The following is a 16,056-nucleotide window of genomic DNA, read 5'->3' as shown; positions in this document are numbered from 1 at the left end:
GCAACGAACAATGTCGTAGACAAATGCGCATTTGACCCCTGGCCATGGACTCGACCGGAAAGGGAAGTGCCCGAAGCTTCGGGTAGTCCGGGTCGTCCTGCACGCCGATCTGCGAGCGGGCGCCCGGGTGTGTCCGTCTTTCAGTGAGCACCATCGCGCCGGTAGGCGACTGCAAGCCCAGGGGCATCGAGTTCGGTTGCGACACCGTAGCCCTGCCGGTGCGGGCGCTCCGATGAACGATCGCCACCGAGCGGGGCCGGATGGTTGTCCTCTTGTCCGGATCGGCGATGGCCGCGCAGACTAAGGGTATTGCGGGCGGAAGCACCCGGTGCGCGCGTGCCGATCGGGCACCCGATGATCCGGCCGGAACCCTGCCAGTCATCATTCAGTATCCAGGAGCTTCACATGCCCAGTCCCAGCCCCGGTTATTCGATCACCGTCCGCGTCCATGCACCGGTCGGCGCTGGCACCACGTCGACGCTGGCGGCCGCGATCGCATCGGTGAAAGGTGCCATGACGGCGCTCGACGTCGTCGAGAGCCATCCCGACCACATGGTCATCGACCTCACCTGCGACGCCTCGGACGTCGCGCACGCCGACCAGATCTCTACCGCGATCGCCGAGGTTCCGGGGGTGATCGTCGGCAAGGTCAGCGACCGCACCTTCCTTCTGCATTTGGGCGGCAAGCTCGAGGTGGTCCCCACGGTTCCGCTCACACACCGCGACGACCTCTCCCGCGCCTACACCCCCGGCGTCGCCCGGGTGTGTACCGCCATCGCTGAACACCCCGAGGATGTGCGCCGCCTGACGATCAAACGCAATACCGTCGCCGTGGTCACCGACGGCTCCGCGGTCCTGGGTCTGGGTAACATCGGTGCCGCGGCGTCGATCCCGGTGATGGAGGGCAAGGCGGCACTGTTCAAACGGTTCGGCGGTGTCGACGCCTGGCCGGTCTGCCTGGACACCCAGGACCCGGATGCCATCGTCGAGATCGTCCGGGCCCTCGCGCCGGTGTACGGCGGGATAAACCTTGAAGATATCTCCGCCCCAAGGTGTTTCGAGATCGAGGCTCGGCTCCGCGGTATCCTCGACATTCCGGTGTTCCACGACGACCAGCACGGGACCGCGATCGTGGTCCTGGCCGCCTTGACCAACGCGCTGCGGGTGGTCGGTAAGTCGCTCGGCCGGGCTCGGATCGTGGTGTCCGGCGTCGGCGCCGCCGGGCACGCTGTCATCCGGTTGCTCGTCGCCCAAGGTGCGACGAACGTCATCGGCTGCGGGCGTCGGGGGATCGTGTCCCCGGACGACACCGCCGACGAGTTTCGTACCTGGATCGCCGAGCACACCAATCCCGAGGCTCGGACGGGATCACTGCGGGACGCGTTGGTCGGGGCGGACGTGTTCATCGGAGTCTCGGCGCCGAACATTGTCACGGGCGATGACATCGCGGCGATGGCCGACGAGTCGATCGTGTTCGCGCTGGCCAATCCGGTCCCGGAGGTCGATCCGGTCGCTGCCGGCGAACATGCCACGGTGGTGGCCACCGGTCGGTCGGATTTCCCCAACCAGATCAACAACGTCCTCGCCTTCCCGGGGGTGTTTCGTGGTCTGCTCGACGCGCACGCGGTCGACATCACCGACGAGATGTTGATCGCCGCGGCTGGCGCGATCGCCGACAGGGTGTCGCCGTCCGAGCTCAATGCCACGTACATCGTGCCGAGCGTGTTCGATGCCACCGTCGCGCCGGCGGTCGCGGCGGCGGTTCGCGAGGTGGCCGAGCGGGGGCCACGGTCCGAGAAGTGAGCCGTTCGCTCATTTTTTGCGTGTCCCCGGCGGTCACAGCTGCGGGCGAGATGTCCCGAGGCCGGAACCGGCGCCCATGGTGCATCGCGCCCACCCGTCCCTGCAGCGCGTCGCGCCGGGGCGGTGCCCTATGTGAGGTCATGGGTACTCCGCCTCGGGTCGCGAAGATTGGAGGACTGAAGGGATCGGGGGAGGGAGTCGTATCTGAACGCCCCGGTGCCCAGCGGTTTTCTGCTGGGCGATGTGATCGGCGGTTACGGAGTCGCCCAGGCCTGCATCGGTGCGGTGAAAGCATGTGGCTGGACTCCGGCCGACACGACGGTGGCAATCCAGGGCATCGGCACCATGGGGGCGGCCTGGCATCTGTACGAGGCCGGTACGCGCGAGTACCTGACCCTGCCTCAGTGGCGACGACGTTCGTCCCGGCGAGCCGGGAGTTTGATTGTGGCGGCGAACGCGGCCCGGAAGATCTCGTCGGCGGCATCCCGAGATCCGTTCGGCCAACGGCCCCACCGACCCGGCAGGCGCATTCACGACTGCCTCCCTGCGACGGGTACTCATCACTCCTGTCGGTTGTCTGGAAAGGGCGGGGGTGTGGCGCGCGCGATCACTGGGGGCCGTCCGCGGTGCGGGGTCGGGGTCGGGGTACGAGTTCGAACCAGGCGCTGATCCCGCCCTGTAGGTGCGGATCCGGATAGCTGAGGGCCAGGCCCTGCTGGTCGAAGGCGGCAAACCATTCCCTCCAGGAGATGTGTTCGAGCCCGGAGTCGACTCCGTGCAGGTCGATTCGGAGCACGTCGTTGGCCGTGGTGTGGGGGACCCGGGCGGGGATGCCGTGATGGGCCTGGGTCCATTGACGGATTTCCTCGTGGCCGGTGGTGAGATGCGTGTGTGTGGTCATGAGATCGATCCTGCTGTGTCGCGACGTGGTGTCGTCGTGGCTCGGTCGCCGGGGCGGGTGAGGTGATCGTCGGGCGATCGACACCGGGTGCGCGGCGGCCCAGGTGTGGGACCCGGCGCGCGGGGGCAGTGCCTGCATACCCACTGCGGCCGTATTCAATCAACGCGCGACCTGCGCACCACGGCTGCCTTCACGGAGCTGGTGTCGGACGTTTCCGGCCGGGGGCATGCCATGGTGGACGCTCATCCCGGTCGCCGCCGAACGCCTGGGCGATCAGCTCGCTCGCGGTGCAGTCGGGGGTCCTCCGGAACATCGCACTGGTGTTCCTCCTAACCAGGCATGGGACCCCGGCGTGGCGGTGCCCGACGAGGTGCTCGACGAACGCATCCCGTTCTACTGCGACCTGTTCGCGCAGGATATGGCCGACTGGCCGGCGCAGATCCGCGAGCCGCTGATCGACAGCTCGTTCAGTTGCTGGGCCATAAAGGCGTCGTAGTCCTCATGTTCGGGCTCCACCAGGACCAGGCCCACCGTCTCGCCGGGGAACGTTGCGCGTAGTGGCGCGCGTACAGGCGAACAGCGGTGCACGGCGCGCGACAGCTCGCGTTGCAGATCCACGCCCATACCCGCGGCGGCCGCAACCGCGGTGTTCGATAGTGCCGGGTGGCCGGTGACCGGGTCGATCAGCACGAACTCCTCCTCCACCCCGATCGTGTTAGGGCAGTTAGTATTCGGCGTTTGCGCCCAGACCGCTTTCGTATCAGGAACCCCCACCGGCGCACCTTCCCGACGCTCAGCGGGCACAGGTGCGTGTCGCGCAGGGGGACGGGCTGGGAATCGTTAGCCTGTGCCGTCGGCGGACCCATCTGCGGATGTAGCGTGGCATCGTCGTCGCTGTACCCCGAAGCCCGTCGGTCGTGGACTTCATGGGCTGGCAGGCTCGGCCGGAAGGCTCGGCGACTCTGGGGTGACGGTGTTGGGCGGGCACACCGCGCAGTATGGGTCGGCGGCGGCGGCGGCGGCGGAGGGGTGGTGTGCAGCGGTGTTGCGCGGGCGCGGGTTGTCCGGCACATTCGGGGCTGTGCCAAGGAGTGTGCTGCTTCAGCTCGTGTGTGTGCTCGCGTTGGTGACGCTGGGCACGATGTTGCTGGCGGTGGGGTCGTTCGGTTCGGGGTTGATCGGTTTGGTGGGCGGCGCGATCTGGTTCTGGCGGCTCTACCGTGCCAGCGACCGCGACACGTGAGCGAGGGCCGGTCCTCGTCGGCAGAGGCAGTACGGACGGCGGCCAAGTGATCGCTCCGCGGGACCGTGGAGTGGACGTAGCTCAAGGCATCTGTCGTGTGGGTGCCCGCGGTCTGCCTCCTGATCTCCAAGCCCAACCGTGGTCAGCCGACCGCACGGCAGCTGGGCTTCCGACGTGGACCGGTGGCGAAGCGCTCGGGTAGGCACGTGAAAAGGGCGACTTTCCCGTGTCGTGGACCCACGAAAGGGCCCGGCCTGGGAGCCGCCTACGGCTTACGCCGCCCGACTTACGAGGCGATCTGGCGTTGAAACAGGACGACAACGGCTTGAGCGTGTCCGATCTTCTCCCGTGGTGAACCGATTGGGACAGTGCATTATTCAATTCGGAGAACCGTGGCCGGGAGTACTCGATGCCCGAACGGGGGAGCGGGATTGTTCGCCTCGCGCCGGGAGGCTCGGGGGTGTGCGAGTGCCACGGTCGGCGGGCTGCCGGTGGCGGATGCGCCGAGACCAAGGACCGCATCGCCGGTTGGATGGTGATCGACGTCGGCGCACGGTGGTGGGGTGGGTGATTCCCAGCCCTGGGGTTTCTGTCGAGACTCTCGGTGATGGGTCACGCTTCAAGTCCAGGGAATCCGGGAGTTTCATCCTGGACCACGAGCACAACGGAGACTGACAATGAACACAACCCCCGCACCCGGCGCGCCCGCTGACACACCCGTCGCCCCGCGACGGCTTGCGCTACGACGCGAATCGCTGCGCGAACTGACCACCGACGACCTGCGCCACATCGCTGGCGGACGGGTTTCCGCAGCGTGTACGTCTGGCACCACCAGCAAAACCGGCATCGTATAGGCCCACCATGAAAACCAACGCGACACCCGTCGCGCCTGTAAGTTCACCCCACCCTCCGACTGCCGGCGCTGCGCCGCGAATCGCTGCGCGAACTGACCACCGACGATCTGCGCCAGATCGCGGCCGGTAGAGGCGCGGGCGTGAGTAACTCTCTGACGCCAATGACAGGCGCTCACTGAGAACGACCGCCACGTCACGCTAGCCATTGGTACCGCAACCGTGCGCGATGAGCGGTCGGTGGCCGCTGACGGACGGGTCGACCAAGGCGCGGTCATTGCGGGTCCGCTGAGATCGCCGATCTACTGAGCTGTCGGCTTCCTTTTCCTAGATTCCGGAGTCATCGGAAGGTATCGCGGCGGCGCAGCAGGTCGACTGAGATCCGGTCCCGGTGGCGGTACAGCAGCGCCATCAGCGATATGTCTCCCGGCAGCAGGTCGTCGGTTCTCCTCTGACGCAGTGCGTTCGGGATTAGGTTCTGCTGGTCGTCAGGTTCGGGTGTCGGCATTCGGTTTCACTCGGGGATGGCTAGATCGAGGTGAGCGTGTGCTCTTGGCTCGCCGCGACGATGAGCGCCGAGGAGTCGACATCGGCGGTGAATAGCGTGACGCGCGCAAAGCGCCTCGACCCGTTACCGGATCGAGGCTCGCTTTCCGCGTGCTGTACCGGTACTGGCCGGTGGATCTGGGTCGGGGTGGACGGCTGCAGGCTGATCCACTCGCATATCTGCTAGTGAAAACTGGTCACCGCTGATCTTCCAATCATGCGAGAGTGGACCATGTCATGACCACCACCGCAGAGGCTGCTGGCACGACCGACTCGGTAACCACCGATCCCGGCCGGTCGAGGCTGTGCGGCTCACGGCGCGAGGCGACCGCCACCGCTGTGCGCCGAAGCGCCTGGCTCGCCTCGGTCGGCAGTGGACCGTGAACGGGCGGGGGTTGTTCCGCAAGGAGGCGTTGGAGTACCACGCCCGAGGTGGTCGGCCGGGCGAGCCTCTGCGCCCGGGGGACAATCATGGAGGGTTTCGTCGGGTCGCATCGCCGGGGCGCCGTCGGGTGCCGTTCGTGCCGCAGGCCGAGATGTCCGATTGCGGACCCGCCGCATTGGCGATGTCGCTGGCCGCATACGGCAAGTGGGTGCCGTTGCGGGAAGTACGAGAAGTGGTCGGCAACGGCCGGGACGGGGCCACGGCGGAGGCGCTGGTTTCCGCTGCCCGCCACTTTGGGTTACGCGCTCGCGGCGTTCAGGCCGAGGTCGATGAGCTCGGTCTGCTGCCGACGGGGTCGATCCTGTTCTGGGAACTCAACCATTTCGTGGTGCTCGGGGCGGTGCGGCGCCGCGGGGTGGACTTGGTGGACCCGGCCGTGGGGCGGGTCCGCCTCGGTTGGGCCCGGTTCGGCCGCGGGTATACCGGGGTAGCGTTGGAACTCGAACCCGGCGAGGAATTCGCGACCCGACGGCGCCCAGCGCAGCGAGGGCGGCTGCGCCGCCATGCGGGCGCACTGCTGACCCAACGGGGCCGGCTGGTCAAGGTCCTGGCCGCATCGATCGTGCTGCGGGTTCTGGCACTGGCGCTGCCCGTCCTGACCGGCATCGTGGTGGACAGGGTGATCCCCGGAAACGACCGCTCACTGCTCGCTGTGGCCGCGGCGGTGATGGCGATCATGACTGCCACGACGCTCGCCACGACGTGGCTGCGGGGACGGTTGCTGCTCGCTCTGCGCACGGTCGTGGACCTGCGTACCACCGTCGGGTTCCTCGATCACTTACTGGCCTTGCCCTACAGTTTCCACCTGCGCCGCTCCGCCGGGGATCTGATGATGCGGCTGCGCTCCAACACCGTGGTCCGCGAGATCCTCACCACCGGCGCGTTGTCGGCGATGCTCGACGGTGCGTTGGTCACGGGCTACCTGGTGTTGCTGGTGATCTTCTCGCCGCAGCTGGGCGTGTTGGTGGCAGGATTGGGTGCCGCCCAGGTGGCTGTGCTCCTCGCCAGCCGCGGCCGCAACCAGCGACTGACCGCCGAGGGGCTGCAAGCGGAGGCCAAGACCCAGGCCTACGCCTACCAGATCTTCTCCGGCGTGCAGACTCTGAAGACTTCCGGCGCCGAGGACCGCGCCATCGAAGCCTGGTCGAACCTGTTCGTCGACGAACTCAACGTCACGGTGCGCCGGGGTCGGCTCGCCGCCGGTGTCGAGGCGGCCCTGGCTGCTCTGCGGATGGGTTCTCCGCTTGCTGTCCTGAGTGTCGGAGCACTCTTGGTGCTGAACGGGCAGCTGAGCCTGGGCGAACTGCTCGCGCTGGCGGCGCTGGCCGCCGGGTTTCTGGAACCGCTGGCCGCTCTGGTCGCCACGGTGTCTCAGTTGCAACTGTTGGGCAGCTATCTGGACCGTATCGACGACGTATTGGACACCCCGCGCGAACAAGACGGCCACGCGGTGCGCCGCGCGCCGACCCTGCTCGGCGGCATCGTCGCCGAGCGTCTCGTCTTCGGCTACGCCCCCCTCGACGAACCGGTGATCCGCGATATCGGGCTCGACATCCAACCGGGCCAGACGGTGGCCATCGTCGGACGCTCGGGCTCCGGGAAGACCACCCTGGCGCACCTGCTGTTGGGACTGTACCCGCCGGACAGTGGGCGAATCCTGTTCGACGGGATCGACCTGGCAGCACTGGACTGCCGCAGTGTGCGCGCTCAGCTCGGCGTAGTTGTCCAAGACCCGTTCCTGTTCGGCGTGTCCGTCCGCCAGAACATCGCCTTCGCCCACCCCGCCGCCGAGTTGCACGAGGTGGAACAGGCTGCGCGGCTGGCGTGTATCCACGACGACATCACGGCGATGCCGATGGGGTACGACACGATGCTCGTCGACGGCGGCGCATCCCTGTCCGGCGGACAGAAGCAACGCCTCGCACTGGCCAGGGCCCTGCTGCACCAGCCCAAGATTCTGCTGCTCGATGAAGCCACCAGCCACTTGGACACCATCACCGAGGCAGCGGTGCACGACAACCTGAACACCCTGGGGTGCACCAGAATCGTGATCGCGCATCGGATGTCCACGATCCGTGGCGCCGACCGGATCATCGTCCTGGATGAGGGCACGATCGTCGAATCCGGCGGCCACGACGAACTGTTGGCCCGCGGCGGCGCATACGCCCGGCTGGTTGACGATCACACCGGTCGAAACCCCGACGACGGGAGTGATCACGTTGGCCGCTGAAAAAGCGCTCGTGGCGTCGGGCTTCTTCGTCATGCGCACCCCGTTGCTGCCGGTGGACGTGCTGGCCGGTTGGGGTACCGACGGGGCAGACCCGCGCGAGCGGCTGCGCAGTCTCGCCGCACGGCCGGAGGTCGCCGAAGCGCTGTGGTTGGCCTCCCCGGAACTGACGGCACGATGGCAGGAAAACACGACCACCGAGGGCCCGTTGGACCGTGTCGAGCGGGCGGTCGCGGCGTATCTGATCCGCGCAGCAACCCGCCCCACCCCATTCGGACTGTTCGCCGGCGTCGGGGTCGGGCGGCTGACCGGGCGGGACACGGCGCTGCACGTGCCGCCGCTGAGTTCGCTCCAGCGCCGGAGCCGACTGGACATGGGAGTGCTGGCCGCGGAGGCGGACCGGGTAGAATGCGATGCCGGCTCAACTGATGGCCTGCTGTTCTCGCCGAACACAAGTCTGTACCGGGCCGCGGGCCGCGTGCGGTTCGTCGAGGCCCGGATGACCGGCACCGTTCGGTCGCATCACCTGGTTGCGGTCGATGAGGACGACGCACTTACCGCGACCCTGCGGCGAGCGGTGGGCGGGGCCCGCCTTGAGGACCTGGCCGCCGAACTGGTTGACGACGACATCACCGTCGAGGACGCCCGGCACTACGTCCACGAATTGGTGGACGCCCGGATGCTGGTCTCCGACGCCCAACCTGCGGTCACTGGAACCGGTGATCCTGCGGCGGCACTCTGCGCCGCGCTGCACCGCTCACCGGCCACCGCGCCGGTGGCCGAGCGCTTCGATACCGTCCGCGCGCATCTGGCGGCGCTGGATCGAGATGGTCTCGGGCAACCGGTGAGTCGGTACACCACAATCGTGAGGGATATGCGCGAGCTGGTCCCCGACCTCGACCCGGCTCGGCTGGTGCAGGTCGATCTCGTAAAACCAAGCACCGGAATGACTCTCAGCCATCGGGTTGTCGACGAGCTCGCCCGGGCCGTCGCCCTGTTGCACCGCATCACGGCCTGGCGCCCGGACCCCATGCAAGAGTTCCGGACCGCGTTCGACACACGGTACGGCGGCGCCGAGGTCGGGCTGGCGCAGGTGCTCGACGAGGAGACCGGCATCGGCTACCACGGCTCGGCGCACCCCGACGCCGAGGAATCCCCGCTGTTGGCCGGCATCGATCTCGGGCTCGGGTCGGAACCCGCCCGCACGTGGAGTCGTCGTGACGGGGTACTGCTGGAGTTGCTGACCGATGCGCTCTCACGAGGCGCGGAATGCATCGATCTCGCCGACGCCGATATCCAGCGGCTGGCTGAGCCCGATCCGCTCCCGCTGCCCGACGCCCTGTCGATCATGGCGATCGTGCTGGGTGACCCCCAGACCGGGCAGCTGCTGGTGCGCGGCGTCGCCGGACCGTCCGGCGCAGCACTGCTCGGTCGCTTTTGCCACGGCGACGACGAGCTGACCGCGGCGGTCCGAGCGCATCTGGCAACGGAGCAGGCCCACCGCCCCGACACGGTGTTCGCCGAGGTCGTGCACCTGCCGGAGGGTCGGATCGGCAACATTTTGCGCCGGCCGGTGCTCCGCGAGTACGAGCTGACCTACCTGGGCCGCTCCGACGCCCCGGCGGAGCGGCAGTTGACGGTGGACGATCTCACCGTCCGGCTCGACGGCGACCGGGTGGTGCTGCGCTCGCGCCGACTCGACCGCGAAATCGTCCCGCGGCTGACCACCGCACACAACACCACCCACAACAGCCTCGGCATGTACCGATTCCTCGCCGACCTTCAGAATCAAGGCGTCGCCTCCTGGATGGCGTGGGACTGGGGCCCGCTCGCCGATGCGACATTTCTGCCGCGGGTCACAGCCGGACGGCTGGTGCTGGCCCGGGCCCGCTGGCGCCTGACCGCAACCGAGGTCGACGGGCTGCGCGATCACGACGACGTGGCCCGGCTGCGCGCCGCGCGCAAGCTCCCGCGCGTGTGCAGCCTCGCCGAGTTCGACAACGAGCTGGTCGTCGACCTGGACAGCCCACCCTGGGTACACACCATGTTGCGCGCCTTGAACCGCGGCCAATCGGCCACGCTCATCGAAACTCTCGGCTTCCACGAACCCACCGCTGCCGGCCCCGACGGCAGATTCACCCACGAGCTGGTGGTGCCGTTTCTCCGGCCTCCCGCACCGGTGCCGTCGAAAACGCCGCCGTTGTCTCGGCGGGTCGGTTCGGTACCGCGGAACATTCCGCCGGGGTCGGACTGGCTTTACCTCAAGATCTATACCGGCACCACCGGCGTCGATGCTGTTCTGCGTACGCTCGGCCCACCGATCCGGGACGCAGTCGACGCTGGTTCGGCCACCCGATGGTTCTTCGTCCGCTACGCCGACCCCGATTGGCACATCCGTCTCCGACTCACCGGAAACCCCGAGGCGCTCCGTGAGCAGATCCAGCCCGCACTGTCGGAAGCGCTCGTACCGCTGATCGACAACGGGATGGTGTGGCGGGTCCAGCTCGACACCTACCAACGCGAAATCGAACGCTACGGCGGCAACGAGGGCATACTGCTCGCCGAGCAGGCATTCCACGCGGACAGCGCCGCCGCGCTCGGTATCGTCGAAATGCTCTCCGGCGACACCAGTCTCGACGCTCGCTGGCGACTGACCTTGGCCGGCACAGACCGCCTCCTCGACGACCTCGGCTTCGACCTGCCTTCTCGTGCCGCACTCGTGCGGCGGCAACGCGACGGGTTCGCCACCGAGTTCCCCGGCGGGCCAACACAGGCCCGGGAGCTGGGACGGCGATACCGCGCGGAACGAGCTGCCATCGAGCAACTGCTGGCTGCCGGCACTCAACACCCGCTCGCCGCTTGCCTGCGGTATTTCGATATCAGGTCGGAGTCGTTGCGGAGGATCGGCACCGAACTGCACGATCTCGACCACGCGGGTCGCCTCGGCGTACCGCTGGAAGCATGGGCCGCGAGCCTGGCCCACATGCACGCAAACAGGGTGCTGCGCTCCGTCCACCGCGCCCAGGAACTGGTCATCCACGACCTGCTGGACCGACGCTACCGTTCTCACCTCGCCCGATCGTCGCGTTGATCGAACCAGGTCAAGTCCCGTGAGGTGGTGTACGACGTCGTCGCGTGATTCCTCGCGTGATGGCCATGCGGTCAGAGCCGCGGGTGTCACCTCCTGAGTTGGTTCGGTAGTGGTGTCGGGCGTCTGGCCACCGCGAGCGCGGGCGGGGACGTCGAGTCCGAGGTAGCGGCGGACTTCGATCCATTCGTCGTGCTGCTCGGCCAGAACGGCTCCGACGAGCCGAATTAGGGCGGTGCGGTCGGGAAGAAGATCCCGACGACCCCGAACACCTATATCACCGAAGCGGCTATGACTTCGTGGTGCGTTTCGGTGCTGCCGAATAGCAGTGTGTCGCTCTTAGCTCGCCGAAAGTACTTGTGTAGGGGGTGTTCCCAGGTGAATCCGATGCCGCCGTGGATTTGGATGGATTCTTCGGCGGTGTAGGTGAAGGCCTCGGACGCCAGCACGTGCGCGATGCTCGCTGCAGTGGCTAGTTCGTTTGTTGGCTTTTCGTCGGCGTTTGCCGCGTCCAGTACTGCGGCGTGCGCCAGTTCGAGTGCCACCAGCATGTCGGTGAGTCGGTGCTTGATCGATTGGAAGGAGCCTATCGGTCGGCCGAACTGTTCCCGGGCCTTGGCGTACTCGACCGACATTTCCAGGCACGTCTCGGCGGCGCCGACCTGTTCGGACGCCAATGCGACGAGGGCTGACGCCTGCGCGCGGAGCAGCGTCGCATGCAGGTTCGCGCCGCCGACCCCCTGTGCATGGGCGTCGGCAAACTCGATCCGGGTCAGTGGGCGGGTGGTGTCCAGGGACTCGAGCGGGGTACGCACGACGCCGGGGGCCGCGCCGTCGATGACAGCTAGCTCGAGGCCTTTCTCTCCGCGTGCGACAACGACGAGGAGATCTGCGTTGTCGCCGTTTACCACGAATTCTTGCGTGCCCCGGAGAATCAGCCGGCTGTCACCGGTTGCAGTGGCGGTAATCGGGGTGTCCGAGTAGGGGTACCCGGCGACCAGCGTGGCGGTGCGTTTGCCTGTTGCGATGGCGGGTAGATGTGCGGCGCGGCCCGCGTCCGAGGCGCATTCCGAGAGGGTGAGGCCGGCAAGGCACACGGACGAGAAGTAGGGGGCGTCGGAGATGGTGCGGCCGAGTTCGTGCATCACGACCGAGGTGTCTTTGAGGGTGCAACCGGCTCCACTGAAGCGCTCGGGGAAGGGGATCTCGGTCAAGCCGAGGCCGATGAGCCCTTCCCAAGGTGTGTGTTTCGTATCAGCGTTCTTCGTGAGGTAAGCGCGGACGCTGTCGCGAAGTTGTTCTTGTTCCTGGGTCAATTCGAGGGCCATGTTTGCTCCTAGCGTGGTTCTCTGGGCAGCCCGAGGCCGCGTTCGCCGATGATGTTTCGCTGGATCTCGTCGGACCCGCCGGCGATGCGGTAGCCCGGGGCGCCTAGGAGATGCTCGGTCCAGGCATAGGTGTTCGGGGTGCCCGTGTCGGCGAGGATGCGGGGTCCGAGGAATCGGGCCGCGGCGTCACCGATGCGTTTGAGATTTTGCGTCCACACGAGCTTGGCGATCGAGCCTTCGACTCCGGGGACATGGCCGGCGAGTTCGCGCTCGGCGTGCCGGGCGTTGAATATTGCGGTGGCGCGTTCGTAGACGATGACTTGGGCGAGTGTCTGACGCACGTGGGGGTCGTCGGTGATGCCAAGTTGCCTGGCGAGCCTGATAAGGTCGGCTGCGCTGCCGCCGGCGGAGACGATTCCGCCGCTGGAGCTGCGTTCGAATCCGAGGGTGGTCAATGCGACGTTCCAACCGTCGCCGACGTCGCCGAGACGCAGCGAGTCAGGCAGTTCGACGTCGGTGAGGAATACCTCGTTGAAGGTGGAACCGCCGGACATCTGGCGGATGGGGCGGGTTTCGACTCCTGGGGTGTCCATCGGTACCAGGAATGCCGTCATTCCGCGGTGCTTGGGTGCGGCGGGGTCGCTCCGTGCGATGAGTAGTCCCCATTCGGCGAATTGTGCGCCCGAACTCCACACCTTTTGACCGGTGATCTTCCAGCTTGTGTCGGTGCGAACTGCGCGGGTCGTGAGCGCGGCCAGGTCGGAGCCGGCGCCGGGTTCGGAGAACAGTTGGCAGCACAGTTCGTCGGCACGCAGGAACGGTTGCACGAATCGTTGTTTGTGTTCCTCGGTGCCGAGCAGGTGGATGGTCGGTGCGATCAGTTCCACAGTCACGAGGATGGTTTCGTGCCGCTCCGGGGCGCGGAACTGACGTTCGAGCTCGACGTAGATCCGTTCGTGGGAGGCGGTCAGGCCCGGTCCGCCCCATTCGGGGCCCCAGGTGATCGCGCCGAATCCGGCATCGACGCGTGCGGATTGCCAGGCCTTGCCGCGGACGAGTAGTTCGCGCTCTTCGGCCTCTGTGCGGTTGTGGAAGATGGCGTAAGACTGCTCCGCGTCGTTTCCTGGCAGGTCGGTTTCGGTGGCCGGCAGATGTCGGTCCAGTCGCTGGGACAGCCACGCGGTGGCGCGCTCGCCGAACGCGTCCAGGTCTTCCGGTGTTGCCAGTTCGCGTGTTGCGGTACTCATGGGTTCTTGCCGTTCGTCAGTGCGGTCATTCGTGCCTCGACCGCAGTCTTGGAGTCCGGATGCTCGGACAGCCGGACGGTGAAGGTCTGTTCGAGTTCGTAGCCGCGCTTGAGGTCCATACCCTCGCAGCCGTTCAACGATTGCTTCGCCAGGGTCAGTGCGTAGCGGCTCTTCGAGGCGATGGACCGTGCGCGGGTGAGTGCGGTGTTCATGAGCGTGTCGTGGGGGACTACCTCGATCGGCGCGCCCCACCGCTCGAGGGTGTGTGCGTCGACGGCTTCTGCGGTGAAGAACAGCCGGCGCATTGCTTGCTGCGGCAGCATGCGGGCGGTGAAGCGGCCGCCGCCCAGTACCCCGACGTTCATTTCCGGCAGCCCGAACGTCGCCTTTTCCGACGCCACCACGAGGTCGCACGATGCGGTCAGGCCAAGTCCGCTGCCTAGTGCCGGCCCGTTGACGGCGGCAATGACGGGGATCGAGCAGTCGATGAGGTTGAACATCGCGCGGCGGACGTTGCGCATCTGCAGTTCACCGCTCGTCGTGTCCATGGTGCGGAAGTCGTTGAGGTCGTTGCCCGCGCAGAACACGTGGCCGCGTCCTGTGAGCACGGCGACGTTGACTGTGGGATCGTCCGATAGCCGGTCGAAGGTCTCGGCGAGTTCGCCGTACATTTGGTGGTCGATTGCGTTGACCTTGCCGCGGGCGAGTTCGACCAGGGCGATCCCTGGTTCGGGTTGGGAGATGAGAATGTGCTCGGTCATGTGGTTCTCACTTCTCATGCGTCGCATGAAGGCTGACGCCGACCATCTGTGGCGGGAGGTTGGTGCGGTTGCGGGTCCAGTCGCGGAGCGCGAACTTCTGGATCTTGCCGCTCGCGGTCTTGGGTAGTACGTCCACCACGAAGACGCTCTCGGGGATTTTTTGCTTGGCGACCTCGCGTCCGGTCAGGAACTCGTGGACGTCTTCGAGGGTGAGGTCCTGTGCGTGGTGTGTGACGACGAAGGCGCAGCCCCGTTCACCGGTCGTCGCGTCCGGCCCGGCGACGACGGCGACCTCGCTGATGGCGGGGTGCTCACTGAGCAGGTTTTCCACTTCGTGAGTGCTGATCTTCTCGCCGGAGCGGTTGATGATGTCCTTGATTCGGCCCTGGATGTGTATTGCGCCGGTTTCGTCGAACCGTGCGAGGTCACCGGATCGGAAGAAGCCGTCCTTGGTGAACGCCGCGGCGTTGAGTGAGGAGTCGAGGTACCCGAGGAAGGTGTCGGGGCCGCGCCATAGGACTTCGCCGATGGAGCCGGGCGCGACGGGGCGCTCGGCGGGGTCGACGATGATCACCTCGGTGGGCGCGAGGACTCGCCCGTCGGTTCGGGTGCGTAATTGCGTTGTGTCCCAGCGATTGCCTGCTGTGACGGACGGTCCTTCGGTGGCGCCGTACATTCGGACGACGGTGCCGAGCCGATCGGTGGCTCGGCGGGTCAGTTCGTCCGGCATGTCAGCGCCGCCGCAGACGATGTACCTGATCGACGGAGTGGGGCGACCCGCCGAGACCGCGGCGTCGAGTAGCCCTTGCAGGAACGGTGTGGAGAAGATCATGAAGCTGGCGTCGTCGCGGGCTATCTTGTCGAGTGCGGCGGCTAGATCCCACTGATCGTGCAGCACGACCGGCGCCCCGAGTAGGAACGGCAGTGTCAAGGCGCAGTTCACCCCGGTCACGTGCGTGACCGGTGAGGGGTTGAAGATGACGTCGTTCTCGTTGAGGCCGAACAACTCGATCATCGAGAGGTTCTCGAATACGAGTGTGTTGTGGCTGTGCAGCGCGCCCTTCGGATCCGCGGTCGTCCCAGAGGTGTACAGCAGCAGGCAGACCTGATCCGGATCCGGCTCTTGCAGTGCGGCAACCACCTTTGCGGCTTCAGCCGGGGCGCCGCCTAGCAGCTCCTTCCATGTGGTCATCCGCTCGTCGGTGCTGCGCTCGTCACGGTCGCCGAGGACGACGACCTTCTTCACGTGCGGCAAGTCGTCGAGTAGCTGGTCATACATGGCGGCGTAGTCGAATCCTCGGTAGGTCGCGGGAATGAAGACGGCCGACGCCTGCGCCTGCCCGAGGATGAACCGCAGCTCGCGCCCTCGGTAGATCGGGATTATGGGGTTGGCGACGGCGCCGAGCTTCATGATCGCCTGGTAGATGATGACCGCTTCGGCCCGATTGGGGAGCTGGAACGAAACCACGTCGTCGGCACCGATCCCGACCGAATGCAGCGCCGCAGCGAGCGTGGTCGCGTCGCGGTCGACGTCGGCGAAGGTCAGGCGTGTGTCGCCGTCGATCACGGCCACTGCATCGGGGAACAGCGACGCAGCGCGTGTCAAGTAGTGCCCG

At 66.8% G+C, this 16,056-nt stretch carries 12 protein-coding genes and 2 pseudogenes; 6 read left to right on the top strand and 8 right to left on the bottom strand.

All coding sequences use genetic code 11. From position 1 onward, the window contains the following. The first annotated feature begins 405 nt into the window (after positions 1-405). Both QM841_RS37795 and QM841_RS37790 read left to right on the top strand, forming a co-directional pair. Positions 406-1,803 carry an NAD-dependent malic enzyme gene (locus tag QM841_RS37795; protein ID WP_095869603.1) on the top strand — a complete coding sequence of 466 codons (1,398 nt, stop codon included), beginning with the start codon at positions 406-408 and terminating at the stop codon, positions 1,801-1,803. 204 nt (positions 1,804-2,007) lie between these two features. After that, positions 2,008-2,187, top strand: a pseudogene (locus tag QM841_RS37790) (glutamate dehydrogenase); the annotation flags it as partial. A 223-nt stretch (positions 2,188-2,410) separates the two neighbouring features. Here QM841_RS37790 and QM841_RS37785 read toward each other — a convergent pair. Both QM841_RS37785 and QM841_RS43615 read right to left on the bottom strand, forming a co-directional pair. After that, entirely contained in the window at positions 2,411-2,704 is a 294-nt protein-coding gene (locus QM841_RS37785; protein WP_283335950.1) for a hypothetical protein, read from the bottom strand. Positions 2,705-3,097: 393 nt separating this feature from the next. Beyond that, the gene (locus tag QM841_RS43615) at positions 3,098-3,478 is read right to left on the bottom strand and encodes a hypothetical protein (protein WP_502943312.1); all 381 of its coding nucleotides are present in this window, start codon (positions 3,476-3,478) and stop codon (positions 3,098-3,100) included. A gap of 307 nt (positions 3,479-3,785) precedes the next feature. On the opposite strand from QM841_RS43615, the gene QM841_RS37775 reads away from it, so the two are divergent. Further along, positions 3,786-3,947, top strand: a complete 162-nt coding sequence (locus QM841_RS37775; RefSeq protein WP_283335949.1) for a hypothetical protein — start codon at positions 3,786-3,788, stop codon at positions 3,945-3,947. 1,191 nt (positions 3,948-5,138) lie between these two features. On the opposite strand, the gene QM841_RS37770 is transcribed toward QM841_RS37775, so the two are convergent. Further along, positions 5,139-5,306, bottom strand: coding sequence for a hypothetical protein (locus tag QM841_RS37770; RefSeq protein ID WP_166680782.1), 168 nt, complete (start codon positions 5,304-5,306; stop codon positions 5,139-5,141). 275 nt (positions 5,307-5,581) lie between these two features. Between QM841_RS37770 and QM841_RS37765 the strand changes: the two genes are divergently transcribed. The 3 genes from QM841_RS37765 to QM841_RS37755 all read left to right on the top strand — a co-directional run bounded on the left by QM841_RS37765 (position 5,582) and on the right by QM841_RS37755 (position 11,107). Continuing rightward, a complete protein-coding gene (locus QM841_RS37765; RefSeq protein ID WP_283335948.1) occupies positions 5,582-5,728 on the top strand; it encodes a hypothetical protein in 147 nt (48 codons plus the stop codon). A gap of 137 nt (positions 5,729-5,865) precedes the next feature. After that, positions 5,866-8,019 (top strand): peptidase domain-containing ABC transporter, encoded by a 2,154-nt coding sequence (locus QM841_RS37760; RefSeq protein ID WP_283335947.1) that lies wholly within the window; start codon positions 5,866-5,868, stop codon positions 8,017-8,019. Next, positions 7,964-11,107 carry a lantibiotic dehydratase gene (locus QM841_RS37755; RefSeq protein WP_283335946.1) on the top strand — a complete coding sequence of 1,048 codons (3,144 nt, stop codon included), beginning with the start codon at positions 7,964-7,966 and terminating at the stop codon, positions 11,105-11,107. The genes QM841_RS37760 and QM841_RS37755 overlap by 56 nt, the downstream gene beginning before the upstream one ends. 66 nt (positions 11,108-11,173) lie before the next feature. On the opposite strand, the pseudogene QM841_RS43610 reads toward QM841_RS37755, so the two are convergent. From QM841_RS43610 to QM841_RS37735, 5 genes and pseudogenes are all read right to left on the bottom strand, one after another. Then, positions 11,174-11,374 (bottom strand): annotated as a pseudogene (locus tag QM841_RS43610) (IS256 family transposase); the annotation flags it as partial. A 2-nt stretch (positions 11,375-11,376) separates the two neighbouring features. Next, the gene (locus tag QM841_RS37750; protein WP_283335945.1) at positions 11,377-12,432 is read right to left on the bottom strand and encodes an acyl-CoA dehydrogenase family protein; all 1,056 of its coding nucleotides are present in this window, start codon (positions 12,430-12,432) and stop codon (positions 11,377-11,379) included. An 8-nt stretch (positions 12,433-12,440) separates the two neighbouring features. Next, entirely contained in the window at positions 12,441-13,679 is a 1,239-nt protein-coding gene (locus tag QM841_RS37745) for an acyl-CoA dehydrogenase family protein (protein WP_283335944.1), read from the bottom strand. Beyond that, positions 13,676-14,440 (bottom strand): enoyl-CoA hydratase-related protein, encoded by a 765-nt coding sequence (locus QM841_RS37740; RefSeq protein WP_095869598.1) that lies wholly within the window; start codon positions 14,438-14,440, stop codon positions 13,676-13,678. The genes QM841_RS37745 and QM841_RS37740 overlap by 4 nt, the downstream gene beginning before the upstream one ends. Before the next feature lie 7 nt (positions 14,441-14,447). Beyond that, positions 14,448-16,046, bottom strand: coding sequence for an AMP-binding protein (locus QM841_RS37735; protein WP_283335942.1), 1,599 nt, complete (start codon positions 16,044-16,046; stop codon positions 14,448-14,450). Positions 16,047-16,056 lie beyond the last annotated feature (10 nt).

This window comes from Rhodococcus sp. IEGM 1307, assembly GCF_030056915.1.
Taxonomy (GTDB): Bacteria; Actinomycetota; Actinomycetes; order Mycobacteriales; family Mycobacteriaceae; genus Rhodococcus_F; species Rhodococcus_F opacus_D.
The sequence above is the reverse complement of the archived record's forward strand: the minus strand, read 5'-3'. Positions and strand labels throughout refer to the sequence as shown.

What these genes read in the sequence shown, in the direction of transcription:
- QM841_RS37795 (WP_095869603.1), top strand. Translation starts at nt 406, where the DNA reads ATGCCCAGTCCCAGCCCCGGTTATTCGATCACCGTCCGCGTCCATGCA.
- QM841_RS37785 (WP_283335950.1), bottom strand. Translation starts at nt 2,704, where the DNA reads ATGACCACACACACGCATCTCACCACCGGCCACGAGGAAATCCGTCAA.
- QM841_RS37770 (WP_166680782.1), bottom strand. Translation starts at nt 5,306, where the DNA reads ATGCCGACACCCGAACCTGACGACCAGCAGAACCTAATCCCGAACGCA.
- QM841_RS37765 (WP_283335948.1), top strand. Translation starts at nt 5,582, where the DNA reads ATGACCACCACCGCAGAGGCTGCTGGCACGACCGACTCGGTAACCACC.
- QM841_RS37750 (WP_283335945.1), bottom strand. Translation starts at nt 12,432, where the DNA reads ATGGCCCTCGAATTGACCCAGGAACAAGAACAACTTCGCGACAGCGTC.
- QM841_RS37745 (WP_283335944.1), bottom strand. Translation starts at nt 13,679, where the DNA reads ATGAGTACCGCAACACGCGAACTGGCAACACCGGAAGACCTGGACGCG.
- QM841_RS37740 (WP_095869598.1), bottom strand. Translation starts at nt 14,440, where the DNA reads ATGACCGAGCACATTCTCATCTCCCAACCCGAACCAGGGATCGCCCTG.